Raw genomic sequence first — 26,521 nt, 5'->3', positions numbered from 1 at the left:
TTGATATGTCGGGTAGGGATAAAAACGTGAGGAACGACGGGTGGTGCCCTCGGCCGCCACCTCAGCCGATCGGTTCCGCCCGCGCGGAGGTCACTCGTTTCGCGGGCTGCTCGGGTGGTAGCCGGTGTCGTACTGACCGGGGTTCGCGTCGACGCGGTCGGGGTTGATCCGGCCCGCGAGCAGCATGAAGTCGAGGACGGTACAGTAGAGCATCGCCTCGACGACGGGGACCGCCCGCGGCGGGAGCACGGGGTCGTGTCGCCCGACGACCTGGATCTCCTTCTCCTCATCCGTCTCCCAGTCCGCGGTGTGCTGCTTCTTCGGGATCGAGGTGGGCGCGTGCCACGTCGCCTCGCCGTAGATGGGCTCTCCGGTCGTTATCCCGCCCTGGAGGCCGCCGTGGTCGTTGCCCACGGGCACCGGGTCGCCCTCGTCGCTCTCGACGTGCTCGAAGGACTCGCCGTCGTCGAACGTCCAGTCCTCGTTGCGGTCGCTGCCCGAGACGCCGACCGCGCCCTTTCCGAGGCCGAACTCGACCGCGGTCGTCGCCGGGATGGAGAACATCGCTTGCCCCAGTCGGCTCGGGAAGCCGTCGAACCGCGGCGCGCCCAGCCCGCGCGGAACGCCCCGACACTCGAAGTAGATGGAGCCGCCGATGGAGTCACCCTCCTCCTGGTACTCCTCGATCAGCTCCTGCATCTCGGCGGCCGCCTCGGGATCCGCACACCGCACGTCGTTCTCCTCGCTGTTCGCGAGGATCTGCTCGAAGCTCACGTCGTCGGCCTCAACGTCGCCGATCCGGTTGACGTGGGCCTTGATGTCCACGTCGTACTCGGAGGCGTCGAGCACCTGCTCGGCGACCGCGCCCGCGGCCACCCAGTTCACCGTCTCGCGCGCGGAGGAGCGGCCGCCGCCGCCCCAGTTGCGCGTCCCGAACTTCGCGGAGTAGGTGTAGTCGCCGTGGGAGGGCCGCGGCGCAGTGACGTACGGCTCGTACTTGCCCGAGCGCGCGTCCTTGTTCTGGATCACCATCCCGATCGGAGTGCCGGTGGTGTACCCGTCCTGGACGCCGGAGTTGACGACGACCTCGTCGGGCTCGCCCCGCGAGGTGGTGATCATCGACTGGCCCGGCTTGCGCCGGTCGAGTTGCGCCTGGATCGCGTCCTCGTCGAGTTCGACGCCCGCGGGCACGCCTGAGACGGTCACGCCCATCGCGTCGCCGTGGCTCTCGCCGTAGGTGGTCACCTGAAAGAGGCGACCGAACCGGTTCCCGTTCATACCCGTCCGTGAACCCGGGGGCATATAGGGGTTGCAATCCGAGACTGCGGTCGCACGCCTGATGGCCCGTCGAACCGACGCCGGTTTACCGAGCGCTCCCGTGGGTCGTGTCATGCGCGAACGACTCACCTCCGATCTCGGCGTCTACGCGCTCTCGGGACTCTTCTCGTTTCTCGTGTTCCTTCTCGCGCTCGCGGTCCTGTCCGCGACGCTTCCCGGCGGTCTCGACGCGCGACGCACCGGCGGGCTCGTCGTCGGCTACCTGCTCTTCTTGTCCGCGTACACCGCGGCGTGGTACATCTACACGGAGATCGACGCCCGGGAGGAAGTGTGATCGCCACGCTTTATTAAGCCGCCCGAGTACCGGCGACATGGACCAGTTGCGGCAGTCGCTCCTCGACGCGCCGATCATCGAGAAAGGCGAGTACCAGTACTTCGTCCACCCGATCAGCGACGGCGTTCCGATGCTCAAACCTGAACTCCTCCGCGAGATCGTCATCCGCATCATCCGGAAGGCGGAACTCGAGAACGTCGACAAGATCGTCACCCCCGCCGCGATGGGGATCCACATCTCCACCGCGCTCTCTCTGATGACCGACATCCCGCTCGTCGTCATCCGCAAGCGCCAGTACGGCCTCGACGGCGAGGTCCCGCTGTTCCAGGAGACCGGCTACTCGGAGTCGGAGATGTACATCAACGACGTCGAGGAGGGCGACCGCGTGCTCGTCTTAGACGACGTGCTCTCGACGGGCGGCACGATGAAGGCGATCCTCGACGCGCTCACCGACGAGGTCGGCGCGGAGGTCGTCGACGTCGTCGCCGTGATCAAGAAGGCCGGCGAGAACGAGCTCGACGAGACCGACTACGACGTGAAGACGCTGATCAACGTCACCGTCGAGGACGGCGAGGTCGTGATCGTCGACGCCCAGGGCGACGAGTAGTCCGCCGGACGACGAGACGATCTCCCCAACCCCTCCCGGCACCCTCTTTCGCACCCGTCACGGTTTCTCTCCGCCGTCACGACGCCGATCGCGTTTTCCCGCCGGATCCGACTCGCTCACCGCGGAGTCACTCGATCCGGTCGAGCACGAACCTCGTCGCCGGCGGCACGGCCCGAGCGTAGAGGTCGACGAGCGCCAGATCACCCTGTATGCGGGCCGGGTCGGCGTATCCCTCCCCGAGACGGCGCGCCGCGGACTCGTGAGTCTGGAGGGCAGGTTCGGCGATCCGCGCCGCGAGCCGCGGGTCGTCGCTCTCCGCGACGCCGGCGAGCGACTCCCGCGCCCGATCGGCCGTCCGGTCGACGGAGTCGGTGGTCACCGGATCGCGGTACGCGCCGTCCCGGATCCCCTCGACGGCCGTCTCGAGCGCCTCGATCGCGACGAGCGCCTGCCCGGCCTCGACGGTGGCCGTCGCGACGGCCCCGTCGTCGACGCGCTCCTCGACGTCCTCGGCCAGCGACTCGGCGCGGTAGCTGGCCTCGGTGAAGAGCCGACCGGCGGCCGTACCGCGCAGGTCGTCGTCGACGGGCGGATCGTCGCGGGCGAGGAACTCCCCGACGGTGGCTCGCTCGCGACCGACCGCGGCGCGCAGTCGGTCGGCCGACGCGATCAGCGACGTCCATTGTGAGTTCGTCTCGGCGCGCTGAGTCCGGTAGGCCTCCAGCAGTCCGGTCGCGTCGTCGAGCGTCGCTCGGGCGCGTTCGACCCGCCCGAGGACGTCACCGGCTCGGAACGGGCGAGCGATCGGGTCGGCGGGGTACTCCCGTCGCGGACGGACGCGACGGCGACACGACGCGATCAGGTCCTCGACCGGTGCGTGCGCGAGCACCGCCTCCAGCGGGGAGCGGGCGCGATACTCGTGGTCCGACACGAAGGACGCGAGGTCCTCGCGGACCGCACGCCGGCGTTCACGGGTCGCCGCCGCGTCGTCCTCGCCGATCGCTGCGCGGTGGGCACCGCGGACCGTCGCGGCGTCGCTCCGGATCCCGCGCCACTCCGCCAGCCGCCCGGTCGCCCAGGGTCGGTCGGCACCGGCCTCGAGTCGCTCCGCGGTGCGCTCGCGCTCGTTCCGCAGGTCCCGCGAAACGGCGGCGTTGGGGATCGACGGCTCCGCCGGGACCGCATCGAGCAGTTCACGGGCCCGCGCCTCGTGGGTCGTCGCGAGCGACTCGGGGACCGAAACCGGGAACGGCGAGGCGGGCCACTCGACCGGCTCGACCGCGCCCGGCCGAAGGTCGACGTCGCTCGCGGCGGGTCCGTCGTCGCTCGATCGTCCGAATCCGGCGCAGCCGGCGAGGACGGCGACGCCGGCGCTCCCGAGCCCGGCGAGTAGCGACCGGCGGGAGATCACTCCTCGTCACCCCCGCTCGCGGGCTCGAGTTCCGGGTCGAACGGCTCGCTCCGGGGCGACGGGCCACAGGACCCGGACATGCCGCGGCCGCTGCCCGTCGACCGTTCGGCCGCCACGGGCAGCCGGATCGCGAACCCAACCGTGTGTGTCCCCTCGGTACTACACTCGACGTCGGCCGGCCGGAGGCTTCGACAGAACTGAGCGCGCGGGTGGAGGTCGCCGTCCTCGATCTCGTCCTCCTCGACGGAGACCGACCGGAGGCGGACCGCGTAACACTCCCCGATGGGCATCGAGAGGAGGTACGCCGACGCGGTCTCGAAATCCGTCTCGGCGACGAAACTCCGTAGCTCCTCGGCCTCCGGCGCGTCCGCGAACGCGAGGTCCACGAGGTCGTCCGCCGAGACGAGGACGCGTCGACCGCCGCGGTAGCGGCGATCGGGATCGTCGGCGTCGGGATCGGCGGAGCCGGCCGCGTCGCCGTCGGTTCCGTCCTCGGTCGACCGGGCGTCCTCCCGACGGAAGAGCGGCGTCCCGGCCTCGTTGCGGACGCGGCGAACCTCGTAGTCGTCGATCCGGTCCTCCGTCCGTGCCGGGACGGACGCCGAGTGCTCGCTGGAGCCGGAACAGCCGGCCAGCGCCGCGATCCCGGACGCCGCCGTGAGGAGGGCTCGTCTGCGTGTCGTGCGGGGCATCGGCGGCGATTCGATCAGACGCGTGATACGTCTTGTGGACGCTCGTTGCCGGCCGCGGTCTCCTTTTCCGTCGCGCGCCCGAACCATCGGGTGGACATGACAAGCGCGCTGTTCGTCGTGAGCGAGGAGGGGTACTGGGCCGAGGAGTGTATCGAGCCGCTTTCGACGCTCGAATCGGAGGGCGTCGACGTGACGGTCGCGACGCCCTCGGGCTCGCCGCCGGTCGTCGACGAGCGGTCGCTGGAACCGGACGCGGCGGGCGGCGAAGACGTCGCCGAGGAGTACCGCGAGGTCGACGAGAGCCACCCGGAACTGAACGATCCCGAGCCGCTCGCAACGGTCGAAGCCACGGACCACGACGCGGTCGTGTTCCCCGGCGGCCACGGGACGGTGTGGGACGTGAACCAGGACCGGCACGCGCGCCAGCTGTTGCTCGAGGCGGTCGGCGGCGGCGAGGGCGTCGCGCTCGTCGTGTGTCACGCCGTCGGCATTCTCGGATTCACCCGCGAGGCCGACGGGACGCCCCTCGTCGAGGGGCGCGCCGTGACGGGCTTTCCGAACGAGTGGGAGGAGGGGATCGTCGACGACGAGGACGTCCTGCCGGACGGCCGGAAGCTCCCGTACTGGGTCGAAGACGAGGTCCGAATGGCCGGTGCGGAGTGGGACGCCGAGCTCGACGCCGACGAGAGCGTGACCGAGGACGGCGATCTGATCACCGCCCGCGGGCCGGGTTCGTCGACTGCGGCCGCGGCGGCGCTCCTCGACCGGCTGTGAGTCGCGGTCGACCTACCGGATCACGAACGCCGGCTCGTCGATCCGCTCGCTCTTACACTCCGGACACCGCGAGGGCGCGTTGAGCGGGTCGTCGAAGCCGTCGAACCCGCAGTCGCGACACGTCGGCGGCGACACGAGGAACGACTCCTCCCCGTCGACCGACCGGGAGACGTGTTCGAGGTGTTCGTAGACGGTCGGCGTCGGCAGCGACAGTGCCGCCGCGAGGTCGCTCGCGGTCCGCGGCCCCTCGCGGAGCGTGTCGGCGATCCGCTGGCGGGTCGTCTCCATGCGTCCCGCTCGTCGGGGCGGAATAAAACGACGACGGAGTTTCGGGACGGTGACACAGTCACAAGAAGTATGTCGCTCGCCCTCACGGGTAGGTGTATGAAGGCAGTGGTACTTGCCGGTGGATACGCGACGAGGCTCTGGCCCATAACCAAGGACCGTCCCAAGATGTTCCTCCCCGTGGGGGACCGAACCGTCATCGACGAGATCTTCGCCGACCTCGAGGCCGACGACCGGGTCGACGAGGTGTTCGTCTCGACCAACGAGCGCTTCGCCGACACCTTCGACGACTACCTCGCCGAAAGCGAGTTCGAGAAGCCGACGCTCTCGATCGAGGAGACCGTCGAGGAGGACGAGAAGTTCGGCGTCGTCGGCGCGTTGGCACAACTCGTCGACCGCGAGGGCGTCGACGACGACCTGCTCGTCGTCGCCGGCGACAACCTGATCAGCTTCGATCTGGCGGAGTTCACCGATTTCTTCGAGGAGAAGGGGACCCCGACGCTCGCCGCCTACGACGTGGGATCGATGGAGCGAGCCAAGTCGTACGGGCTCGTCGACCTCGAGGGTGACCGCGTCGTCGACTTCCAGGAGAAGCCCGAGGACCCCAAGAGCACGCTCGTCTCCATCGCGTGTTACGCGTTCCCCGCGGAGACGTTGCCCGACCTCTCGACGTACCTCGAGAACGACAACAACCCCGACGAGCCCGGCTGGTTCCTCCAGTGGCTCCAGTCGCGCGAGCCGGTCCACGCGTTCACCTTCGACGGCGCGTGGTTCGACATCGGCACCGCCGACAGCTACCTCGACACCGTCGAGTACGCGCTCGACGGCGGCAGCCTCGTCGCCGACGGCGCGACCGTCGAGAACTCCGAGATCGGCGACGTCGTCCACGTGATGGACGGCGCGGAGGTCACGGACAGCGAACTCGAACGCACCGTCGTCTTCCCCGACGCGACCGTCGACGACAGCGACGTCGAGAACACCGTCATCGACGAGCACGCCGTCCTCGAGGAGGTCGACCTCACCGGCTCGCTGATCGGCGCGTACACGTCGATCACGAGCGGCGAGGACTTCTGAAGTCGGTCCGTTCGACTCACCGCTGAGCCCGGTCCGTTCGACTCACCGCTGAGCCCGGTCCGTTCGACTCACTCTCCGTCCTCGCCGTCGTCCGTGCCGAAGGCTACGGCTCCGCTCGGAGACTCGTTCTCGCGGCACCCACCAACCTCCGCGTGCGTGTGGTGAAAGCAGTCGAGCGCGGGCTCGCCGTCCGCGGTCGTCGCCGGGTGAAAACACACCCGCCGGTATCGTTCGTTCTCGAGGAGGTTGACCGCGAAGCCGCCCGCGTGTCGCGACGCCGATTCGTAGGGCTCGCCGCAGGCGGGGCAGGTTTCCGGTCGGTCGGCGGGGACGTACACGCGTGTCACCGGGCGTCGGTACGGTCCACGGCGACTAAACGGGCTCGTCGGGGCAGGGCGATACGCGGACGGCGTGGCCGTAGGCGGTCGCAGGAACCGGAGGCGATCGCGCTCCGAGTCGGGAGCTCACTCCCGACGCGCCTCGTGGAGCCGCCCCGACCGCCAGTGCTCGAAGAACGCGCTCACTGGGTGGTAATCGGGCTCGACTGCCGGCGGCTCCGGCGCGACCGGATCGCCGCCGTCGGCGGGTGCGAGACGCTTCTCGAACCAGACGCCCGCGGGTCCGCAGTAGCCGTCCGTGAGATCTACGAACCGGCCGCGCCACCGATCGAACCGGTCGGCGTCGACCGCGACGGCGTCGTCACCGGCGTCGGCCGCGCCGTCGCCCGCGGTCGCTTTCACCCTCCCCGCGTCGGCCCGCTCCGCCAGCGCCGCGGCCGCGCCGATCCCCTCGGCGAGCGCCCAGCCGTAGCGGTCGGGGACGAGGACGCCGCCGTCGGCGTCGACGGTATAGACGAACCCGTCGCCCGTCCAGCCGAGGTCGACGGCGGCCGCGAACAGCTCGGCCGCGCGCGCCGCCCAGCCGCCCGCGGGCGCGCCGCCGGCGTCGTATCGATCGAGCAGCGCGAGGAGCTTCGCCCACTCGGCGTGGTGGCCCGGCTGGTAGCCGGGCGGTCGGAACCGGTGGCGCGGCTCGTCGGCGTTGTAGCCGAGGTCGTGTTCCCAGTCGTCGGTGTAGTGCTCCCAGAGCAGGCCGTCGGTCTCGGCCGCGAGATCGACCGCGATCCCGCGAGCGATCCGGCTCGCGCGCTCGAGGTACGACCGGTCGTCGGTCGCCTCGTAGGCTGCGACGTACGCCTCACACGCATGCATGTTCGCGTTCTGTCCCCGGTACGGCTCGCGCTCCCGCCAGTCCGGGTCGCAGTCGCTGCGGAGGCGGCCGCTCCCGTCGTGGAAGCGCTCCTCGAGGAGGTCGACGGTCGCGTCGAGTCCCGTCGTCGCCCCGTCGATCCCGGCTTCGGCCGCCCTGGCGTACGCCAACAACGCGAACGCGTGTCCGTAGGCTGACCGGGTCCGATCGACTGGCTCCCCGTCGGCGTCGACGACGAGGCGGTAGCCCCCCGCCTCGGACCGGTGAGCCGACTCGAGGAACGCGAGCCCGTGTTCGGCGGCGTCGACGCACCAGTCGGGCCCCCCGGCGACCGCGCCGGTCGCGAAGTTGGCGATCGACCGACAGGTGGCGACGAGGTGACGCCGGTCGTCCGTGTACGGGTCCCCCGTCACGGGATGGAACAGCCGAACGCCGGCGTCGTCGAGAGCGTCCGGATACCGTACTCGGAGCGCCGCGAGGAGCCGCCCGCGGAAGGCGGTGGGATCGATCACGTTCGCGATCCCGCGGCGGAGACGTACGACGTGCTCATCGCTCCCGCTCGGGCGGCTCTTCGTCTCCGCTCTCGCGGTCGTCTCCGTCCTTCCCGTCCTCCTCGTCGTCGTTCGACGATCGATCGCCGCGCTCGCGCGACCCCTCGTCGTTCCCGGTCCGATCCTGCGGTTCCTTCTCGGGACCGTCCTCGCTGAAGACCTCCGTGGTGAGATCGGTCCGCGCTCGTTCCGGTTCGACGCCGTGGGCGGCGAGGGAGCCGTCCGCCCCTTTGGAGCCGTCGGGCTCGCCGAGATCGGCCGTACCGGCCCGTTCGGATTCGATCGGGTCTCCCGGTTCGAGGTCGGTGGATTCGGGGTCCGCGGGTTCGGGGTCGGCGGGTTCGAACCCGGCGCTTCCGAACCCGTCGCGCGGGTCGTGGCCCGTCTCGCGGAGCCGCTCGCGGACGGCGTCTCGGTCGATCGTCCCCGAGACGGTTCGCGGGATCTCGTCGGTGTACGCGACCGTTTTCGGGATCTTGAATCCGGCGAGCCGCTCCCGGGCGAACGCGAGGAGCGAGTCGTCGAATGACGGTGCGGTTCCGTCCCCCTCTTCGGAGCCGTCTCCGGCGCCGATCCCGAGGTCGTCGCCGGTTTTCCGCTCATCTCCGGGCTCCCGCGCCTCGCTGCCGGCGTCGGCGGCCGCATCCTTCTCGTCATCCGCGGCCTCCTCGCCGTCGATCTCTCTCTCGTCGCTCCCCGTCTCGTCGGCCTCGTCGTCGAGGGCGTCGCGTTCGTCGCCCCGGGCCGCGTCGTCTCGAGTCGCACCTCCGGGTATCGCGTCCGTTCGATCCCGGACCTCGACGAGCGCCGCGACGCGCTCGCCCCAGTCATCGTCGGAGAGGCCGACGACGGCGACGTCGTCGACCGCGGCGTGACCCGCCAGCACGTCGGACACCTCGCCCGGCTCGACGTTCTCACCGCCGGTGACGATCCGGTCGTCGAGCCGGTTGAATACGTAGAGGTACCCCTCCTCGTCGAGGGAGCCGACGTCGCCGGTGTGGAGTCCGTACGGCCCGAACTCCGAGTCGGTCGCGTCGGGTTCAGTCGCGTCGGGTTCGGTCGCGTCCGAACCCGTCGCGTCCGGGTCGAGGTATCCCGGCGTTATCGTCGGCCCGTCGACGACGACCTCGCCGGTCTCGCCGGCGTCGACCGGCTCGCCCGTCTCATCGACGATGACCACGTCGATGCCGAAGATCGGGCGGCCGACCGTGCCGGGACGATCGCGCGTCGCGTTCGGGGTGGCGGTCGTGACCTGCGAGGCGGCCTCGGTCATCCCGTAGGTCGGGTACACGGGGATCGAGTAGTCCCGACAGCGCTCGATCAGCTCCTCCGGGGCCGGCGCGCCGCCGAGGAGGACGACCCGCAGCGTGTCAGCGAGCGTCCCGCGTCGGTCGAGCATCCGCTCGAGCATCGTCGGCACGAGCGAGACGCCGGTCACGTCGTACCGGTCGATGTCGTCCGCGGTGCCGCCGGGGTCGAACCCCTCCCGGAGCACGAGGGTCGTCCCGTAGAGCACCGCCCGGTACACCGGCGCGAGCCCGCCCATGTGATGGAGCGCGAGCGAGACGAGCCAGCGGTCGTCCGGATCGACGCCCAGACGAAACGCGGAGGCGACCGCCGAGGCGTAGAGGTTGCCCGCGGTGAGCGGAACCGGCTTCGGAACGCCGGTCGTCCCCGAGGTGAAGAGGATACAGAGCGGGTCGTCGAACGTCCACTCGACGGCGTCGACCGGGTCGGGGTCGACGTCGTGGACGGCGGTGACCGCCGCGTCGCCGGGTTCGTCGACGGAGAGGAGCGGAACGTCCTCGACCGCGGCGAGCGCGTCGGACTCGGTCGATTCCGCACAGACCACCGCGTCGAGGTCGGCCCGCTCGATCCGTTCCCCCAGCTCGCGCGGGGTGAGACCCTCGCCCAGCGGGACGAACGTCGCGCCGACGCGCATCGTCGCGTGGACGAGTCCGACGGTTCCCACGTACGGCGGCGTGAGAACGCCGAGACGGTCGTTTTCGGATATTCCGTGTGCGGCGAGCCGACCCGCGGTCTCGGAGACGAGCCGATCGAGGTCGGCGTACGTCCAGGCCTCCCCGTCCTCCGCACGGACCAGTCCGATCTCGTCGGGCGAGGAGACGACGCGGTGTGAGAGCCAGTCGCGCATGGTCAAGTGAGCGGCCGCCGGGGACGGAACTCACTCATCGTTCGGCTGTCGGACGGTCAACACCGGGACGTCGGCGGTCCGGACCACCCGTTCTGTCACGCTCCCGAGCAGGTACCGGTCGAGCCCCTTCCGGCCGTGTGTACCCATCACGATCATGTCGATCCCGTGTTCGTCGACGTAGTCGCGGATCGAGCGGTAGGCGGTCCCCGAGCTTACCGTCGTCGTCGCCTCGACGCCCGCGTCGGCCGCGGCGTCGGCGACGCGTGCGGTCGCCTCCTCGCCCTCCGATTCGAGCGCGTCGACGACGATCTCCGATCCGGCCTCCAGCGTCGAATAGGCGGAGCCGTCGACGACGTAGAGCGCGTGGAGGCGGGCTCCGTACTGCTCCGCGAGGTCGATCGCGTGTTCGATCGCGGCGTCGGAGGCGGGACTCCCGTCGGTCGGCACCAGAATGTCGTCGTACATCTCACCGGACGCTACGCCGGGTGTCGATTAAAAACCCGATCCTCCGGCGGCCGCCGTCCCGTCGGAGTCGGCTAGCGGAACCCCATCGCCTCGATCTGCTCTTGATACCGGTTTCGGATGGTGACTTCGGTGACCTGCGCGACGTCGGCGACCTCTCGCTGGGTCTTCTTCTCGTTACACAGAAGCGACGCGGCGTAGATGGCGGCGGCGGCGAATCCTGTCGGCGATTTCCCCGAGAGCAGCCCCTGTTCGGCGGAGACGTCGATGATCTCGGTCGCCTTCGACTGGACCTCCTCGCTGAGCTCGAGCGAGGAGGCGAACCGCGGGACGAACTGCTTGGGGTCGACCGGCTTGAGTTCCAGACCGAGCTCCTGGGAGATGTACCGATACGTTCGACCGATCTCCTTTTGTGGGACGCGGGACACCTCCGCGACCTCGTCGAGCGAGCGGGGGATCCCCTCCTGCCGGCAGGCGGCGTAGAGCGCGGCGGTGGAGACGCCCTCGATGGACCGGCCGCGGATGAGGTCCTCGCTCAGCGCGCGTCGATAGATGACCGAGGCGACCTCTCGGACCGATCGGGGAACGCCGAGCGCGCTCGCCATCCGGTCGATCTCCGAGAGCGCGAACTGGAGGTTGCGCTCGCCCGCGTCCTTCGTTCGAATTCGCTCCTGCCACTTCCGCAGCCGGTGCATCTGCGAGCGCTTCTCCGAGGAGAGCGACCGACCGTACGCGTCCTTGTCCTTCCAGTCGATCGTCGTCGTCAGCCCCTTGTCGTGCATCGTCTCCGTGATCGGCGCGCCGACGCGGGACTTCGACTGCCGCTCGGAGTGGTTGAACGCCCGCCACTCCGGACCGCGGTCGATCGTCTGTTCGTCCAAGACCAGCCCACAGTCCTCACAGACGAGCTCCTGGTCCGCGTCGGTGACGATCTCGGCGGAGTCACACTCGGGGCAAGTGATGGCTTCCTCGTCCGATTCTCGCTCGGTGTCCCGCTCCCGTTGACGCTGCCGGCTCGGACGTTCCATTATAAGGTTTCTGGTCACTGGCGTATTTAAGACTTTTTCACAGATGTTGGATAGAAAACACGATCGATCGACGCCGATGGAATCCCTAAATCTCCCTTACAAGCCTTCTGAGGGGCGTGAAACACGGATCGTCGCAATCGACGATGCGGGACCGATGACGGATCTCCAGGTTCCGTCGTCGTCGTCCGAACACGAAACGTGACCGCCACTGTCGATGCCCAATATATTACTATCAGACATTCAAAAAAGCTTTTGTATAACTAGAAACTATGACGGGTATGAGCACCACGGAGCCACGCGGGGTCGACGCAGCGATAGAGGGCTGTCGTCCCGCCGAGATCGAACCGATCGTCGTCGACGCGGCCGACCTCGAGAGCACCGCTCCCGAGTACCTCCGCGATTTCAAATCCGGCCTCTCCGCGCGTGGATACCATCCGTCGGCGCTTTCGGTCGCCGCCTGTTTCGCCGACGACTGTCCGCTCGCCGCCGGCGAGGAGGCCGATCGGCTTCGCGGGTTCGTCCGCGCGGCCGCATTCCTCGGGGCCGGCCGGATCGAGGTCCGTCTCGACGAGGTGGCGGACCCCGACGCCGTCGAACCGACGCTGTCGGCGCTCGCCGAACGCGCTCGGCGCGAAGGGATCGAGTTCGTCCGAGTCGACGCTACCGCGACGAACGCCGACCGCCCGGCCGCCTGAGCGCATGGCGACGAAGCGTTCGCTCGCGACGAAACTCGGTGTCGTCGCCGGATTCGAGAATCCCCGTGCGACCCTCGAACAGTACCCCACTCCGCCGGACCTCGCCGCGCACGTCGTCCACCTCGCGGACCTCCAGGGCGACGTCGACGGTCGGACGGTCCTCGATCTGGGTACCGGAACGGGGATGTTCGCGCTCGCGGCCGCGCTCCGTGGCCCCGCGCGAGTCGTCGGCGTCGAACTCGACCGCACCGCGTTGACCACCGCACGGGACAACGAGCGCCGGGTCGCCGCGAGCGCCCCGGTCCACTGGGTACAGGGAGATGCGACGCGACCGCCGGTGACCTTTCGAGAGCCGGTCACCGTCGTGATGAACCCGCCGTTCGGTGCGCAGGACGGCAATCGCAACGCGGATCGGTCGTTCCTCGCGACCGCGAGCGACCTCGCGAGCGTCTCCTACTCCGTCCACAACGCCGGCAGTCGCGACTTCCTCGAGGCGTTCGTCGACGACAACGGCGGCGAGGTAACTCACGCGTTCGCGGCCGACTTCGCGGTCGACGCCCAGTTCGACCACCACGCCGAGGACTCCCGCGACCTCGACGTGGAAGTGTACCGGATCGAGTGGAAGTGAAGCCCTCTCCCGTCGACCGCTCCGCCCGCCGTCAGCTCCGCTCGCGCCCCTCGTACCGCTCCCGCTCGGCGACCCGAACTCGCGAATCGCCGCGCTCGGCGTAGATCACCTCCGCCTCGCGGACGAACTCGACGCCGCGGAGCGTCACCGACTCGTTTCGCGCCGGGACCGAGGCCGTCGCGTTTTCGCCCCCGTGGGCGACGCGGAGGTCGAACCCGTCCTCGACGGCCGCGACCGTGACGTTCCGGCCGTCGAGGACGGGTTCCGCGCGGACGGGGTCGCTCACGAACAGCGTCGACCGGTTCCCCTCGTACACCGCGTCGACGCGGTAGGTGGCGTTTCCGCCGCTGGCGACCCACCCCGTGCGCTGTACCCAGACCGTCTCTCGCCACCCCGTCCCGCCCACGTCGACCGCGCGGTACCCCCAGAAGGCGAGGTTTCCCTTCGAGACCGCCGCAGTCCAGATCTCTCGGTCCGGGTTCGCGACGATCACTCCCGAGGTGCGGACCGACGTCGAGCGACCGAACGCCTCGACGTCGACCGCGCTCACCGTCCGGTCCTCGACGTTCTCGGCGTAGGTCACCTCGTACCCGTCGACCTCGATCGGGTCGCCCGGAAGGCCCGCCTCGTCGACCGCGACGAGGTTGGGGACGACCGCGGGGCCGGCGACGGCCGCGAACGCGGCGACGAGCAGGAACAGTCCGACCGCCGCTGGCGTCGCCGACGCGACGCTCTCGCGTATCGTTCGCGGGTTCGGTACCGCGCTCGCCGGGCGAACCGGCCGTTCGAGACCCGCGACCGCGACGGCGACGACCGCGGCGAGCGCGAGGACGCCGGCGAGCCCCAGCGCGCGGTACAGCTCGTACCGCTGGTTGCCCAGATACCAGTAGACCGCCCACAGCCGGCGCGACGCGCCGAACAGTAACGCGGCGGCGAAGACGACGAGCGCCGAGGCGTGCGAGTGGACGGGGCGGCCGATCGAGACGGATCGCCGCCGGAGGAGCCAGACGCCGACGAGCGCGCCGGCGATCAGCCCGAGCGCGTGCCCCTGGATCGCGATGTTCGCCCAGCCCGGCGGGCCGAACGAGGGGGTCGCCTCCGCGATCTCCACCGGCGTCCGGACCGTCTCGTAGACGACGCTTACGAGGGTCACGGCCGTCAGCGACGCGACCGTGCCGATCGGGTAGTGAACGAGCGCGAACCCCCACAAAGCGAAGACGACACCCGAGAAGCCGATCACCGGCCCGAGCGCGAAGAGCGAGGAGACGACTCCGAACGCCAGTATCGCGCCGGGGACGACACAGAATGCCCGGACGTACGGGTTCTCCAGAAGCGATCCGAACGTCTCTCGCCCACGCTCGCGCGGGAAGTGGCCGTACGCGTACTCCGCGAGCGACCCCGCGACGAGCGTGGACAGCAGGTTGCCGGTGACGTGCCCGCGGCTCGCGTGTGAGAAGCCCGCCCAGAGCATCCCCTCCGGGTAGAAGTACGACCACGCGCGAAACGGGATCACGACCGGGCGGTTCGGGTTCTCGATCCCGCTCTGGACGAAGAGGTAGACGCCGATCACGAATCCGACGGCGACGAGCGTCCCCCACGGAACGCCGAGCAGCAGCCGCGAGCGGAGCCGTCGTCCCCACGACCCGGCGGGGCGGTCGGAGGCGTACACCGCCGCGAGCGCGACGGTCGCCGCCGCGCCCGCGACCAGCAGGTGGACGGCGTCGACCGGCAACGCCTCGAGGGCCATACACCCACTACAGCGACCCATCGCATATCAATTCGCGGGTCGGCGCGGTCGGACGGCCGCGTCGGGTTCGGTTACTCCGGGAGCCCGCTCAGATCTTGTTCTCGGCGTCGTCGGCGAGTTCCTTCATCCGCTTGCCGACCCGGCCCGCGGGCGAGAACTCGTCCTCGCTCATCGCGTTCGCTAAGGCGTTGCCGAGCACGAACACGGCGTGTTTGTGCTCGCTCTTGGACTTGTGGACGTGCGAGGGGTCGACGTCGAGCTCGTCGTACGGGTCGAAGAGCCCCTCGTCGACGGTCTCCTGTGCCCGGAAGTGTTCCATGATCGTCACCATCTGTTCGTGGAGTTCGAGCAGTTCGTCCTTGTGCATGATGCGGAATACGTGTCCGAGGCGGTTTAAGGATTGTTGCGGGTGTTACGCACGGATCGGCGAGTGAACCGGGTCTCGCGATCGGTCGTCGCGACGGAGGGACTCAGAAGACGTACTCGTCCTCGTGGCCCATCATCCCCTCGTCCTCGAACCCGCCGGAGTCGTCGTCCTCCATGGGCCCGCTCGTCTTGTACGCCTTGATTCCGGTCGAGAGGAGCTCCTCGACCGCCTCCTCGCGGTTGAGGAATTCGCCCTGTTCCACCATCTGTGTGATCTGCATCTCCAAGTGTTCCGGGACGGTTATCTTCACCCGTGGCATTCTCTTGGCCGCGTCTAACAGGATAGTGTATATAAATGTAGCGTCGAATATCGGGTGATTCGAAACTCGATCTGTTTGCTTTCGAAACGAAATTTTCGTATCACACAGTATCAGTGCGGCGTTTCCGAAACCACTTCGGCGGCGTCCGAACGGTACCCATACGTTTCCCGAGTCCGTACCGGGAGCATGACCGAGACACGGGTGGACGAGGGTGAGAACTCCGCGGCCGACGGTATCGAGGACCTCACCGGCCTCTACCGCGAGTACGGCGACGACCGGCTCCCGCCGGGACAGCGGGAAACGGACCGGTTTCCGGTGCTCTCGAAGAGCGGGACGCCCTCGTGGGGACCAGACGAGTCCTTCGAGGTGTGGGGCGCCGTCGACAAGCCGCTCTCGCTGTCGCTCGAGGCGGTAAAGGACCTTCCCGCGGTCACCCAGCGGCAGGACTTCCACTGCGTCACCGGTTGGAGCAAGTTCGACTGTGAGTTCACCGGCGTCGAGTTCGCCGAGATAGTCGAGCGTGCGGGGGTCCGCGAGGACGCCGAACACGTCATGTTCCACGCGCTCGACGGCTACACGACCGACCTGCCGCTGTCGGAGTGCGCTCGCGACGGCGTCCTCTTCGCGCACGAATACGGCGGCGAGGAGCTCCCGTCGGACCACGGCGGCCCGCTCCGCGTCGTCACGCCCCACAAGTACGCCTACAAGGGGGCGAAGTGGGTCTCCGGCGTCGAGTTCCTGACCGAGCGCGAACTGGGTTACTGGGAGAAGCGCGGCTACAGCGACACCGCGAACCCCTGGAACGAGGAGCGGTACAGTTAGCGGATCTCCGCAGTGCGGTAGGACCCCCACGTCCGACTCGCGGCCCGCCCGGACGCGGGGGGAGTTGACACGCTTAAGAGCCTCCGGTCCCGAACTCGTTTCAATGGAACCGGCGCGTTCGACGTCGTCGCCGACGCTCGTCAGCCGCACGACCGCGGTCGATCCGCCCGCGTTCGCGGCGGCGTTCGACGCGCTCCCGACGCCGCGGACGGTCTGGAGCGCCCCCGACGACGCCCTCGTTCTCGCCGGTGGCGCGGCCGCGACGCTGACGGCGAGCGGGGCCGACCGATTCGCGGCGATCCGCGAGGCGACCGACGACCTGTTCGACTCCGGGGACGTCCACGCAGGAACGGAGGCGGCTCGGCCGCGCGTGTTCGGCGGGTTCGCCTTCCACGAGGGGGCCTGTGCCGGCGACCCGTGGGAGCCGTTTCCGGAGGCGCGGTTCGTCCTCCCTCGGGTTCAGGTCACGTTCGCCGGCAACGGGACCTGGCTCACGGTGACGGACGCCGGATCGGACGCGTCGCCGGCGGCGGTCGAGCGTCGGCTGGACCGGGAGATCGACCGGCTGTCGGGCCGACCGGCGGACGGCCCGCGACCCCCTCGACCGGGGATCCGCGAGCAGCGCCGAACCACGAGCCGGACGGCCTGGCGCGAGAGCGTCACCGCCGCGCTCGACCGGATCGGCGAGGGCGAGCTGCGAAAGGTGGTGCTCGCGCAGGCGCTGGAGGCGGACCTCGAAACCGAGTTCCCCCGCGCGGCGACGCTCGAGCGGCTCGCCGGGAAGTACCCCGACTGTCACCGCTACTGTTTCGAGCCTGACGACGGCGGGAGCGTCTTCTTCGGCGCGACGCCCGAGCGGCTCGTCTCGCTGCGCGGCCGGACCGTCGAGACGGACGCGCTCGCCGGGACGACCGGCCGGGGCGAGACGCCCGCGGAGGACGAGTGGCTCGCCGAGGAGCTGCTCGCCGACGCGAAGAACGTCCACGAACACGAGCTCGTCGCGGAGACGGTGCGCGACCAGCTGGAGCCGTACGCCGCCTCCATCTCGTCCGGCGAGCGTCGCGTCCGGCGGCTCGCGACGGTTCAACACCTCCACACGCCGATCACCGCGGAGCTGGACGCGGACCGGCACGTGCTCGAGCTCGTCGAGGCGCTCCACCCGACGCCGGCGGTCGGCGGCCTCCCGCCGGACCGCGCCCTCGAGACGATCCACGAGACGGAGCCGTTCGACCGCGGATGGTACGCGGCCCCCGTCGGCTGGATCGACGCCGCCGGCAACGGCGCGTTCGCGGTCGCGATCCGCTCCGCCGTCGCGACGCCCGACCGGGCCACCCTCTTCGCCGGCGTCGGGCTCGTCGGTGACTCCGACCCCGACCGCGAGTGGGACGAGATACAGCTCAAGTACCGGCCGATCCTCGACGAGTTGGAGGGGGACCACGCAGTGGCCTCCACCGGACCTGGCGGTTCGGCGGACGAGGACGTCGAAGGCGACGACTGACGGCGTTACTGGAACATCTTCAGCGGCTCCGCCTGCGTGCTCTCCTCGGTCGCCTGCCGCATCCGTTCGGCGAGCTGCTGTTTCGCGTCGCGGATCTCCGTCGCCTGGTCGACGAGGCCGTCGGTCGGCGTCTCCGTTCCGGCGATGGGATCGATCCCGTCGCGGATGAGGATCCGCGCGGCCTCGGGGTCGGGGAACTGCGGGTCGGACTCGACGATCAGTCCGACCGCGTCGCGATCGCGCTCCAGCGACGACGCGAGCATCGCGCCGGTCGGCCCGGAGACGAGCCCGGCCTCCGGCGGGTCCGACACCTCCGCGCGCGAAAGCGCGTCACTGCCGTTGCCGGTCGCGATCCCGTACAGCGCCGGCGGCTCCTCGTCCTTCTCGCGGCCGAGCCCCGAGAGGAACACGGGGAAGGTTCCGGTCTCGTCGAGCCAGCCGTCGAGGCAGTTCGCGACCTCGGCGGCGGCGCTCGGGTGGACCGGCACGTCGCTGCGGAGCGCGACGAGGTCGCGCTCCGGGTCCGCGTACAGCCGCACCGGCGTCGTCGCCGCCGAGTCCGACTCTAGGTAGACGGCGACCGGCGGGAGCCCGTCGCAGTGGACGTTCGCGTAGTGGACCATCCCGTGCGCGTCGATCATGTGGTCGGTCGCGATCTTGCCGACGAGCCCGACGCCGGGGAACCCCTCGACCAGCGTCGGCTCCGAGAGCGACACCGCCTCGTCGAGAACGGATATTCGCGCCATGCCCGGCGGTACGACGCCGGGCGACCTAAAGGTAGGCGTGGATTCCGATCCCGGTCGGACACGGGACGCCGCACGGATTCCAGACCGCACCGCGGTCGACCCGAAACCGACTAACCGTCCGGCACGGAAGGGAGGCCATGAACCCGCTCGACCGGTACGAGCCCCTCGTCGACGACGTCGACGCGTTCCGGGCGGCCTGCGACCGGCCCCTCCCCTCCGTCGTCCGCACGAACGGGATCAAGGCCTCGCCGGACCGCGTCCGCGAGGCGTTCGAGGCGGCGGGCGTCGCCCACGAGCCGGTCGGCTGGCACGACGGGATCTTCCGGCTCCCGGACGGGAACCCCGGAGGGAACTGGCCGCACGCGCACGGCTGGACGCACGGCCAGGAGGAGGTCTCGGCGCTCCCCGCGCTGGCGCTCGACCCACGGCCGGGCGACCGCGTCTGGGACGCGTGTGCGGCTCCGGGCAGCAAGACGACACAGATCGCGGACCTGATGGACGACGAGGGAACCGTCGTCGCCAACGACAACAACCTCGGCCGCCTCTCGGCGTTGCGACACAACGCCGAACGCCTCGGGGTGACGAACGCGATAGTCACGAACCAGGACGCCCGCAACTTCTCCCTGAAGCCGCTCGCGTTCGACGCGTTCGACCGCGCGCTGGTCGACGCGCCCTGCTCGTGTGAGGGGACCTGCCGGAAGAACCCGGACGTGCTGGAGGAGTGGACCCTCGATCACGTCCACGGCGTCGCCGGGATCCAGAAGGGGATCCTGACGCGCGCGATCCAGGCGACCCGCCCCGGCGGGACCGTGGTCTACTCGACGTGTACGTTCGCGCCCGAGGAGAACGAGGCGGTCCTCGATCACGCGCTCGCGACCGAGGACTGCGAGATCGTCGAATTCGACCTCCCGCTCGAGACGGCTCCCGGAGTGACCGAGTGGGACGGCGAGACGTACGACGACAGCGTGACGCGCGGCCATCGGGTGTACCCGCACCACAACGACACGGGCGGGTTCTTCTGTGCGAAACTGCGCGTCGGCGGGGCGGAGGTGGCCCGATGACCGGCTCCGACGCCGCCGACGGCGATCAGGAACCGACCAACGACGGCCAGCGCTTCGACCGGCTCCCGGAGACGCCCGCGGACCGCGAGGTGGCCGGCCGGCCCAGCCGCGAGGAAGTCCTCGACTGGTGGGAGACGCGCTTCGGGATCGGCCGGGAGGTCCTCGACGGGTACAGCTTCTGGGAGAAGGGAGCGGGGAAGGTGTGGGTGTTCAACGGCGAGGCCGTCGACCCGAGCCGGGTCGAGGCGATCGGGATGACGTTCCTGCGGACCCGCCAGGAACACTGGAAGCCGACCACCCGCGCGGTCCAGCGGTTCGGCGAGCACGCGACGAAAAACGTGGTCGAACTCGGTCCCGAACGCGCGAGCCGGTTCCTCGCCGGCGAGGATCAGGATCTCCCCGAGTGGGACGGCGACTGGGGGTACCTGATCGTCTCCCACCGAATCGCCGGCGGGACCGCCCCGATCGGCGTCGGACTCTACCTCTACGACGAGTTGCGCTCCGTGGTTCCGAAGGGGAGCCGGGCGGACCTTCCGGTCGTCGAGGAGTGAGCGCGATTCGAAAAGTGACGGTTCGAGTCGGCGTCTCCGCCCATCGAGTCAGATCGACGTGTCGGCCGGCGGTTCTTCGGCCACGCTGAGGACCGCGTACGCCCCCCAGATCAGCAGTCCGAGGAGCATGATGGACGACCGGACCGAGAGCGGGACCAGCGTCTCGTGGACGATCTGGCCCTCCCCCGACACCGGATGCGGCGCGCCCGCGACTATCTCGAGCAGCCCGATCCCGAGCGTGCCGATCAGGAGCAGGCCGCCGCCGCCGTACAACGCGATCCGTTCCGCCGTGGTGAGTTGGGTCATGTATGATACCTCCGTTCAGCCGATGAAGTGTCGCAGCCGCGGGTGCTCTTTCACGAATTCGGTTCGCGCGAGGTAGGCGTCCAGCCCAAGCACGCGTCCGGCCCCGAGCGTGGCGATCATCGCGAAGATCAACAGCCCGAGTAAGTCGCCGGTGACTACGCCGTGTGACCAGCCGCCGGTTTCCCCGTTGACGAAGTAGAAGAACGTCATCAGGAACGCGCCGAAGAAGGCGGCGAGCCGGGTCAACGCCCCGACGATCAGCCCCAGCCCGATCAGGGTCTGTCCGAGCGGGACCATCACGTTCGTGAACGACAGCAGTATCCCGTCCGAGAAGAGGACGAGGATCGGCCCCAGCGTCGTCTGTGCGGCCGCACCGCCGACGAACCAGCTCGCGTCGAAGGGCCACGCGAGGAACTTGTCCAGCCCCGCGTGGAGGAACCACCAGCCGACGATCAACCGCATCACGACCAGCCAGTAGGCCAGTCGCGACTCCTCGACCGGGAACGACACGTCCTGTCCCAGCAGCCGCGTTCGTATGTTCGTCACCATATGTTGTTCGAATTACACTACGTCGACCGAACATATATAAGTACTCGAGAATTGTCAGACTCGGAGAACGTCGGATTCGGTCGCCCGGATCCGCCGCCGTCTCACTCGTCGTCGGGCGAATCTGCCTTCTCGCGGACGGTCCCCCCGCTCAAGCCCTCCCACTCGACGCGGAACCCGAGTGCCGAGAGGGTCGCGCTCGCGTCGTCGATCCCGCGCGCGTCGAGCCGCTCTTCGACCGCCGACAGCGACGTCCCGTCGTCGATCTCCTCGCGCAGCCGCTCTAAGACCGCCGGGCGGATCAGCGTCCGTCCCACGAGGTCGTGGTCGGGGAACGGGCCGTCCTCGACCGCCGACTCGCTCACGCCGTGGCGGGTCGCCAGCTCGGCGAGGGAGACGGCGTCGTCGTCGGGCGCGAACGACTCCGGGAGACCCGCGGCCGCCTCGGCGACGAGGTCGGCCTCGTACTCGCGGAGCACGTTGACGACGTCCTTGACCCGGACGGTCCCCGTATACGTGAGCACGCGGTGGTCGCGGGCGGCGATGGCCTCGCCGACTCCGAGGCTCTCGTCGGCGGCGACGAGCAGGTCCACGTCCTCCACGTCGGCGAGCTGGCCGAGCTTCTTCTCGACGTACTCGGGGGTCCAAAAGCCCATCACCTCGAAGTAGAGCGTGAAGTCGGCGTGGTCGTACTCGAACGCGAAGTCGGGGATCATCACCCGCGTCCCGGTCGCGAGCGGTTCCGGCTCCCGGACCAGCGTCCAGTCGAGGTCGAGTCCGCGGAAGCGCCCGGCGAAGTCGGCCTCGACGCCGCTGTCGAAGTCCGGCTCGGCGACGGGGTCGACGCCGGGGACGCGCACGTCGCTCTCGGAGAGCGTCATCGTCCGCTCGGTCCCGCGGTCGTCGATCGTCGCCTCCAACCGCCACTCGGCGGTGCCCGCGGCCGTCCTGAGCAGCCGGGCGAACGCGGTGCCGTAGCGCCGGGTCCGCTGGAAGAGCGCGTCCGGCCCGGTGACGACGAGCTCCCGGCCGTCGTCGGTTCGGCGGATCTCGTACATCAGCCGGAGCCGCTTGACCGCGCTCACGAGCGCCTTGGGGTCGACGGAGCGAACTCGGACCTCAGTGGCGTCGAACAGCGCGGTCTGCGCGAGAGAGAGGTTGTACTGCTCGATTAGCGCGTCCGGGTCCCAGCGCACGTCTGCGTCGACGAGGACCTCGTTGCGCTCGCGGTCCGCGTACAGGTCCCCCTCGACGATCTCGGCGTCGACGCCGAGGCGGTCGGCGGCCCGGTCGATCGCCCGCGACCTGTCGTCCGCGCCGGCGACGCCGACCGCCTCGGCCGCCTCGAAGGCGGCGCGGCGGACCCGCGGCGGCGGGACGGTCGACCGCGCCTCGAAGACGCACTCGCGCTCGACGAGGGCGGCGAGCCCGCGGACGAGCTTGAAGTCGTCCGAGTCGGCCTCGAGCGCGTCGACCGCCGCCGTCACGGCCGACCGGGGCTCGCCGACGTTGGCCTCGAAGGCACCGAGCACCTTCGCGGCGAGCGGGCGGCGCTCCCGGCCGACGAATCGAGGGCGGTACCCGCCGCCCGCGCGGGAGACGCGCAGGAGGTCCTTGCGTAACACGCTGCCCGGTAGGCGGCGGGGGCGTTAATACCCGACGGGAGCGTCCCCGCCTCGACTCGGCGTTCTCACGATCGGTTACGAACCGATCCGAACGTGTTCGGGTGCGTTTCCGAACCCCGAGATTCCGATCGCCGCTTAACCCGACGCGGTTCCGACTCACGCTCGTGATGAACGACGACGACGCAGTCGGTCGACGCACGGCGTCCAGGCGGGGCTTCCTCTCGGCGGCCGCGGCCCTCGGAACCGTCGGGATCGCGGGCTGTGGGGCACCACGGGCGGACGCCAGCGCGGCGAGCACGGCGAACACGGGCGGCGCGGGCGGGTCGGAACCGTCCGAGCAGGCCGAACGGACCGAGCAGGTCGAGGAGTGGTCCGGGAGCGACTCGACCGCGGTGGAGACGGATCATCCCTACACCACGCCGCGGACGACGATCGACCTCGACGAGACCGACGGCGCGATCACGATGTCCACGCGGGCGTGTCGGCACCGCTTGCTCGGCGAGGGGACGCGGGGCGGTCCCTGGGAGCTGCCGGAGGTGTGGGCGTGGGAGACGCCGGAGACGGACCCCAGCGTGCCCGGCCCCCTGCTCCGGGTCACGGAGGGGACGGACCTGGAGATCACCTACGACAACACCGAGCACAACCGGCCGCACACGTTCCACGTCCACGGGCTCTCGAAGAGCTGGATGGACGACGGCGTCCCGACCACGACCGGCCGGCAGGTGGCGCCGGGCGAGGAGCACACCTACGAGATCACCGCCAACCAGCCCGGCACCCACCTCTACCACTGCCACTACCAGACGCAGAACCACCTCGACATGGGGATGTTCGGACTGCTCCGGGTCGATCCCGAGGGGTACGAACCCCCGGACGTGGAGGCGTTCATGACGGTGAAAGACTGGGACACCCGCCTGTCGGCGTCGACGGCGGGCGGCGACGTCTCCTTCAGCCACCGCGACCGCAACCCCGACGCGTTCACCGTGAACGGGCGCTGTGCGCCGTACAGCTTCCACCCCGAGGAGGGGTCGCCGATCGTCGTCGAGGAGGGCGACCGGGTGCGGATCCACTTCGCGAACGCCGGCTACGAGTCGCACGCGATGCACACGCACAACCACGGCTTCACCGTCGTCGAGAAGGACGGCGGGGTCATCCCCGAGTCCGCCCGCCACCGCGAGGACGTTACCAGCATCGCGCCCGCCGAGCGCAAGACGATCGAGTTCACCGCCGACGCCGACCCCGGCGTCTACGCGATCCACTGTCACAAGGTGAACCACGCGATGAACGGGAACACCTACCCCGGCGGGATGATCGGCGGGATGGTCTACGAGAGCGTCACGGACACGGAGCAGTTCGCCTCCGTGATGGAGACCGCCGGCTACGAGGCCTGATCGGCGGTCGCTCCGGTTCGTTCGGACTCACTCCCCCGTCAGCTTCCGTTTCAATTCGCCGCTCACGGTCGGGAGGTCCTCGACGAACTCGCGGACGATCGTCCGCTCGACGCGCTGGAGCGTCTCGCTACACGTCGACTTCGCGATCCCGGCCGCCTCGGCGACCTCGGTGAGCGTGCTCTCGCGAGGCACGTCGTAGTAGCCGGCCTCCACCGCGGTCAGGAGGAGGTCGAGCTGGTTCTCGGTGAGGAGCTGGCTCGGGTTCACGCGCTGTTGGACGAACTCCACCTCGTAGGAGAGCCCCATCCCGGCGAGCTGGTCGCCGAACGTCGAGAGCCGGTCGTGCGCGCCGGTCGCGTCGAGCGTGGCGATCCCGTCCGTGATCTCGACGGGCATCTCGATGGGAACGCCCGCGCCCTGTGCGGCGAGCAGCAGGAGCGGCGAGGACGCCTCGATCTGTACGGTGGTCTCGCCGGCCGAGCGAGTCATCACCGAGACCTCGGCGAGCCCGGAGTGGGCCTCCATCGCCGCGAGCACGTCGTCGACGGCGTCGGTGGTGATCCGGACGAGCGCGAACCCCGCGTTGTCGCCGGGGGTCGCGGTCAACACGCGGAAGACGGCCTCGGGGAACTCACGGGAGACGTCGGCGATCCACGGGCCGTCCGGCAGGTCGACGAGGAGGCGTATCTGTGCCATGGTGAATCCGGTCCACCCGGCGTCGCGGGCGGTCGACTGGTCGACGGTCGGAGCCGTCGGCGTATAAACGTGTCCGCTCTCAACAACAGAACATGAACGGGTACACCAACGCGACCCGGTCTCCCTCCTCGAGTTCGGTGTCGAACCCGCGCTCGTTCTCGTTGAACCGGCCGTTCACGAGGATCCGGGCGTAGGCGATGGTCTGTTCGCCCTCCGGATTCTTCGTCCACGTCCCCGGGAGTTCCTCCGGCGGCGGGGCCCAGCCGCTGTGGGTGGCGTCCGCCTCCGTCTCAGCGATGAGGAGGTCCTGAAGCTCCGGGTAGTCCTCGAAGAGGTCCTCGAGGAACTCCCGTAGCGTGTTCCCGGCGAAGGTGTACTCGAACTCGTATGTCCCGTCGAGTTCCGTTCGGACGTGGCCCGTACACCGCACCGTCACGGTCGTCTCCGGCGGCTCCTCGACGACTTCGGTCTCGCTCTCGCTCTCCTCGGTCCCCGTCTTCGGCCGCTCCTCCGCGGTCGTGCTCATGCTCGACGAGAGGGCCGCTTTACCCGTAAACGGCGACCCGAACACGTTCGTCCGGGGGCACCGGTCGCGAGAGGTCTGGGTAGCGTCTCCGCCGGCTACCGGGGCCGTTGCCGCCGGCTACCGGAGGCGCCCCGCGCCTCGCGACCGGGGACTTCGAGCGGATCACACGGGATCGTCACGCATACTCAAGTCACTCGACCGTGACGCACCGGTATGGATACGAAGCGGTTTCTGTTCGTCTCCGCGGACGCCGCACTGATCACCGACTTGGCCTGGCAGGTCCACCGCGAGGGCCACGACGTGAAGTACTACATCGAAGCCGAAAGCGATCGAGAGATCGGCGACGGCTTCGTCCCGAAGACGGACGACTGGCGCGCGGAAGTGGATTGGGCGGACGTCATCGTGTTCGACGACATCTGGGTCGGATCTGACGTCGGGACAGGCGAACTCGCCGAGGAGCTCCGCGAGAACGGGAAAGCCGTCGTCGGCGGGACGCCGAACACCGATCACCTCGAAGAGGACCGAGGATACGCGATGGAGGTCCTCGAAGACCACGGCGTGAACACCGTCGAACACCACATCTTCGACAGCTTCGACGCGGGGATACGGCACGTCCAGGAGAACCCCGCTCCGTACGTGATCAAGCCGCTCGGCGAGGTCCAGAACGTCAAACGGCTCCTCTACGTTGGGAACGAGGACGACGGAAGCGACATCGTGGACGTGCTGAAGGCGTACAAGAAGGCGTGGGGTCACCGGATGAAGGGCTTCCAGCTACAACGCAAAGTGGAGGGCGTCGAAGTCGCCATCTGCGGGTTCTTCAACGGCAACGAGTTCATCGATCAGGTCAACTTCAACTTCGAGCACTATTTCCGGGATCTATTATATAACTCACCGCAGTGTACCGAGAGACAAACCGCTGTCACCGCTGCTTAAACCACAACAATGGAATCCAAACACTTCCTCTTCGTTTCCGCCGACGCCGCACTGATCACTGACCTCGCGTGGCAAGTCCACCGCGAGGGTCACGATGTGAAATACTACATCGCGCTCTTCTGTAGGAGATTGTTGATACTGCTGAGCTGCTGCTGTGGAGTCGAAGAGGACAAGGACACCGCGTCAGCGGTGTCCGACACGGATGAT

General features: G+C 69.3%; 29 protein-coding genes and 2 pseudogenes. 13 read left to right on the top strand and 18 right to left on the bottom strand.

What is annotated here, in order from left to right; genetic code table 11:
- Positions 1–90: 90 nt before the first annotated feature.
- Complete coding sequence (aroC, locus tag FN829_RS12040; protein WP_142987217.1) at positions 91–1,278, bottom strand: chorismate synthase; 1,188 nt, start codon at positions 1,276–1,278, stop codon at positions 91–93.
- A gap of 112 nt (positions 1,279–1,390) precedes the next feature.
- On the opposite strand from aroC, the gene FN829_RS12035 reads away from it, so the two are divergent.
- Together FN829_RS12035 and hpt are read left to right on the top strand one after the other, a co-directional pair.
- Positions 1,391–1,612, top strand: coding sequence for a hypothetical protein (locus FN829_RS12035; RefSeq protein WP_142987216.1), 222 nt, complete (start codon positions 1,391–1,393; stop codon positions 1,610–1,612).
- A gap of 37 nt (positions 1,613–1,649) precedes the next feature.
- Positions 1,650–2,219 (top strand): hypoxanthine/guanine phosphoribosyltransferase, encoded by a 570-nt coding sequence (gene hpt / locus FN829_RS12030; RefSeq protein WP_094531372.1) that lies wholly within the window; start codon positions 1,650–1,652, stop codon positions 2,217–2,219.
- A 127-nt stretch (positions 2,220–2,346) separates the two neighbouring features.
- On the opposite strand, the gene FN829_RS12025 is transcribed toward hpt, so the two are convergent.
- Both FN829_RS12025 and FN829_RS12020 read right to left on the bottom strand, forming a co-directional pair.
- On the bottom strand, positions 2,347–3,630 hold the full coding sequence (locus FN829_RS12025; protein WP_142987215.1) for a hypothetical protein: 1,284 nt from the start codon (positions 3,628–3,630) through the stop codon (positions 2,347–2,349).
- Complete coding sequence (locus FN829_RS12020) at positions 3,627–4,322, bottom strand: hypothetical protein (RefSeq protein ID WP_142987214.1); 696 nt, start codon at positions 4,320–4,322, stop codon at positions 3,627–3,629. Before FN829_RS12020 ends, FN829_RS12025 begins: the two co-directional genes overlap by 4 nt.
- Before the next feature lie 96 nt (positions 4,323–4,418).
- On the opposite strand from FN829_RS12020, the gene FN829_RS12015 reads away from it, so the two are divergent.
- A complete protein-coding gene (locus tag FN829_RS12015; protein ID WP_142987213.1) occupies positions 4,419–5,096 on the top strand; it encodes a DJ-1/PfpI family protein in 678 nt (225 codons plus the stop codon).
- Between the two features lie 12 nt (positions 5,097–5,108).
- Here the strand turns inward: FN829_RS12015 and FN829_RS12010 are convergent, their stop codons facing one another.
- On the bottom strand, positions 5,109–5,384 hold the full coding sequence (locus tag FN829_RS12010) for a transcriptional regulator (protein WP_142987212.1): 276 nt from the start codon (positions 5,382–5,384) through the stop codon (positions 5,109–5,111).
- 96 nt (positions 5,385–5,480) lie between these two features.
- On the opposite strand from FN829_RS12010, the gene FN829_RS12005 reads away from it, so the two are divergent.
- Complete coding sequence (locus FN829_RS12005) at positions 5,481–6,455, top strand: sugar phosphate nucleotidyltransferase (RefSeq protein WP_142987211.1); 975 nt, start codon at positions 5,481–5,483, stop codon at positions 6,453–6,455.
- A gap of 68 nt (positions 6,456–6,523) precedes the next feature.
- Here the strand turns inward: FN829_RS12005 and FN829_RS12000 are convergent, their stop codons facing one another.
- The 5 genes from FN829_RS12000 to FN829_RS11980 form a co-directional block, all read right to left on the bottom strand.
- Positions 6,524–6,793, bottom strand: coding sequence for a hypothetical protein (locus tag FN829_RS12000; RefSeq protein ID WP_142987323.1), 270 nt, complete (start codon positions 6,791–6,793; stop codon positions 6,524–6,526).
- A 126-nt stretch (positions 6,794–6,919) separates the two neighbouring features.
- Positions 6,920–8,176, bottom strand: coding sequence for an AGE family epimerase/isomerase (locus FN829_RS11995; RefSeq protein ID WP_246066527.1), 1,257 nt, complete (start codon positions 8,174–8,176; stop codon positions 6,920–6,922).
- 34 nt (positions 8,177–8,210) lie between these two features.
- Positions 8,211–10,370 carry a class I adenylate-forming enzyme family protein gene (locus tag FN829_RS11990; protein WP_142987210.1) on the bottom strand — a complete coding sequence of 720 codons (2,160 nt, stop codon included), beginning with the start codon at positions 10,368–10,370 and terminating at the stop codon, positions 8,211–8,213.
- 30 nt (positions 10,371–10,400) lie between these two features.
- The gene (locus FN829_RS11985) at positions 10,401–10,835 is read right to left on the bottom strand and encodes a universal stress protein (RefSeq protein WP_142987209.1); all 435 of its coding nucleotides are present in this window, start codon (positions 10,833–10,835) and stop codon (positions 10,401–10,403) included.
- 71 nt (positions 10,836–10,906) lie between these two features.
- On the bottom strand, positions 10,907–11,860 hold the full coding sequence (locus FN829_RS11980; protein WP_066415063.1) for a transcription initiation factor IIB: 954 nt from the start codon (positions 11,858–11,860) through the stop codon (positions 10,907–10,909).
- A 278-nt stretch (positions 11,861–12,138) separates the two neighbouring features.
- On the opposite strand from FN829_RS11980, the gene FN829_RS11975 reads away from it, so the two are divergent.
- Together FN829_RS11975 and FN829_RS11970 are read left to right on the top strand one after the other, a co-directional pair.
- Positions 12,139–12,555, top strand: a complete 417-nt coding sequence (locus FN829_RS11975) for a hypothetical protein (protein WP_142987208.1) — start codon at positions 12,139–12,141, stop codon at positions 12,553–12,555.
- 4 nt (positions 12,556–12,559) lie between these two features.
- A complete protein-coding gene (locus FN829_RS11970; RefSeq protein WP_142987207.1) occupies positions 12,560–13,183 on the top strand; it encodes an METTL5 family protein in 624 nt (207 codons plus the stop codon).
- A 31-nt stretch (positions 13,184–13,214) separates the two neighbouring features.
- On the opposite strand, the gene FN829_RS11965 is transcribed toward FN829_RS11970, so the two are convergent.
- The 3 genes from FN829_RS11965 to FN829_RS11955 form a co-directional block, all read right to left on the bottom strand.
- Complete coding sequence (locus tag FN829_RS11965) at positions 13,215–14,930, bottom strand: rhomboid family intramembrane serine protease (protein ID WP_142987206.1); 1,716 nt, start codon at positions 14,928–14,930, stop codon at positions 13,215–13,217.
- Between the two features lie 88 nt (positions 14,931–15,018).
- Complete coding sequence (locus FN829_RS11960; protein WP_066415056.1) at positions 15,019–15,297, bottom strand: UPF0058 family protein; 279 nt, start codon at positions 15,295–15,297, stop codon at positions 15,019–15,021.
- Positions 15,298–15,400: 103 nt separating this feature from the next.
- Complete coding sequence (locus tag FN829_RS11955) at positions 15,401–15,616, bottom strand: ribbon-helix-helix domain-containing protein (protein ID WP_066415053.1); 216 nt, start codon at positions 15,614–15,616, stop codon at positions 15,401–15,403.
- Between the two features lie 186 nt (positions 15,617–15,802).
- On the opposite strand from FN829_RS11955, the gene FN829_RS11950 reads away from it, so the two are divergent.
- Positions 15,803–16,438: a molybdopterin-dependent oxidoreductase gene (locus FN829_RS11950; protein WP_142987205.1), complete on the top strand. Its 636-nt coding sequence runs from the start codon at positions 15,803–15,805 to the stop codon at positions 16,436–16,438.
- 103 nt (positions 16,439–16,541) lie between these two features.
- Positions 16,542–17,936, top strand: coding sequence for an isochorismate synthase (locus FN829_RS11945; protein ID WP_142987204.1), 1,395 nt, complete (start codon positions 16,542–16,544; stop codon positions 17,934–17,936).
- Positions 17,937–17,941: 5 nt separating this feature from the next.
- On the opposite strand, the gene FN829_RS11940 is transcribed toward FN829_RS11945, so the two are convergent.
- Entirely contained in the window at positions 17,942–18,682 is a 741-nt protein-coding gene (locus tag FN829_RS11940) for a proteasome assembly chaperone family protein (RefSeq protein WP_142987203.1), read from the bottom strand.
- Positions 18,683–18,819: 137 nt separating this feature from the next.
- Between FN829_RS11940 and FN829_RS11935 the strand changes: the two genes are divergently transcribed.
- Entirely contained in the window at positions 18,820–19,743 is a 924-nt protein-coding gene (locus tag FN829_RS11935; protein WP_142987202.1) for an RsmB/NOP family class I SAM-dependent RNA methyltransferase, read from the top strand.
- Positions 19,740–20,294, top strand: coding sequence for a DUF7122 family protein (locus FN829_RS11930; protein WP_142987201.1), 555 nt, complete (start codon positions 19,740–19,742; stop codon positions 20,292–20,294). The genes FN829_RS11935 and FN829_RS11930 overlap by 4 nt, the downstream gene beginning before the upstream one ends.
- A 48-nt stretch (positions 20,295–20,342) precedes the next feature.
- On the opposite strand, the gene FN829_RS11925 is transcribed toward FN829_RS11930, so the two are convergent.
- The 3 genes from FN829_RS11925 to FN829_RS11915 form a co-directional block, all read right to left on the bottom strand.
- Entirely contained in the window at positions 20,343–20,600 is a 258-nt protein-coding gene (locus FN829_RS11925; protein WP_142987200.1) for a hypothetical protein, read from the bottom strand.
- A 15-nt stretch (positions 20,601–20,615) separates the two neighbouring features.
- A complete protein-coding gene (locus tag FN829_RS11920; RefSeq protein ID WP_142987199.1) occupies positions 20,616–21,149 on the bottom strand; it encodes a DoxX family protein in 534 nt (177 codons plus the stop codon).
- A gap of 101 nt (positions 21,150–21,250) precedes the next feature.
- Positions 21,251–22,771 (bottom strand): DUF790 family protein, encoded by a 1,521-nt coding sequence (locus FN829_RS11915; protein WP_142987198.1) that lies wholly within the window; start codon positions 22,769–22,771, stop codon positions 21,251–21,253.
- 167 nt (positions 22,772–22,938) lie between these two features.
- On the opposite strand from FN829_RS11915, the gene FN829_RS11910 reads away from it, so the two are divergent.
- Positions 22,939–24,159, top strand: coding sequence for a multicopper oxidase domain-containing protein (locus FN829_RS11910; RefSeq protein ID WP_142987197.1), 1,221 nt, complete (start codon positions 22,939–22,941; stop codon positions 24,157–24,159).
- 27 nt (positions 24,160–24,186) lie between these two features.
- Here FN829_RS11910 and FN829_RS11905 read toward each other — a convergent pair whose 3' ends face one another.
- Both FN829_RS11905 and FN829_RS11900 read right to left on the bottom strand, forming a co-directional pair.
- Positions 24,187–24,855 carry a helix-turn-helix domain-containing protein gene (locus tag FN829_RS11905; RefSeq protein ID WP_142987196.1) on the bottom strand — a complete coding sequence of 223 codons (669 nt, stop codon included), beginning with the start codon at positions 24,853–24,855 and terminating at the stop codon, positions 24,187–24,189.
- 79 nt (positions 24,856–24,934) lie between these two features.
- Positions 24,935–25,381, bottom strand: coding sequence for a MoaD/ThiS family protein (locus FN829_RS11900; protein WP_142987195.1), 447 nt, complete (start codon positions 25,379–25,381; stop codon positions 24,935–24,937).
- Between the two features lie 213 nt (positions 25,382–25,594).
- Here FN829_RS11900 and FN829_RS11895 point away from each other — a divergent pair.
- A pseudogene (locus FN829_RS11895) lies at positions 25,595–26,245 on the top strand (phosphoribosylamine--glycine ligase); the annotation flags it as partial.
- Between the two features lie 78 nt (positions 26,246–26,323).
- A pseudogene (locus FN829_RS16250) lies at positions 26,324–26,521 on the top strand (hypothetical protein); the annotation flags it as partial.

Origin of the sequence: Halorubrum cibi (assembly GCF_900182635.1) — an archaeon.
Lineage (GTDB): Archaea > Halobacteriota > Halobacteria > Halobacteriales > Haloferacaceae > Halorubrum > Halorubrum cibi.
Note: the sequence above shows the minus strand (reverse complement) of the source record. Positions and strands in the feature narration are given on the sequence as shown.